Raw genomic sequence first — 394 nt, 5'->3', positions numbered from 1 at the left:
CCGTCGTGCTGTGTGTCGACGAAAAGTCTCAGATTCAGGCTCTTGACCGAACCCAGCCGGGACTGCCGCTCAAGAAAGGCCGAGCCGCGACAATGACCCACGATTACAAGCGCCACGGCACGACCACGCTGTTCGCCGCGCTCGACGTCAAATCCGGCATGGTGATTGGCGAATGAACGCCCTCGATGAAATCATCCGGGGAAACAGGTAACAAGTGTCAGACTCAGAACACTAGCCGTCGAGCAGGGTTTCCCAGTTTCGACCGCCATAGAAGAGCCGCAGGATGGTCACGCGGGATTCCGATACCGCGACGGCAATTGTGATGCGCCTCTCGAAACCAACGATTGTCTGACGTCAGCGCCTATGGGACAGATTTGAAGTTTTCGTAACGGAG

At 56.9% G+C, this 394-nt stretch carries 1 pseudogene; it reads left to right on the top strand.

The annotated features are described in order from the left end of the window. Window positions 1-170, top strand: a pseudogene (locus tag AX756_RS25965) (IS630 family transposase); the annotation flags it as partial. Window positions 171-394 lie beyond the last annotated feature (224 nt).

The organism is Aliiruegeria sabulilitoris (genome assembly GCF_001558155.1).
Lineage (GTDB): Bacteria > Pseudomonadota > Alphaproteobacteria > Rhodobacterales > Rhodobacteraceae > Tropicimonas > Tropicimonas sabulilitoris.
Note: the sequence above shows the minus strand (reverse complement) of the source record. Positions and strands in the feature narration are given on the sequence as shown.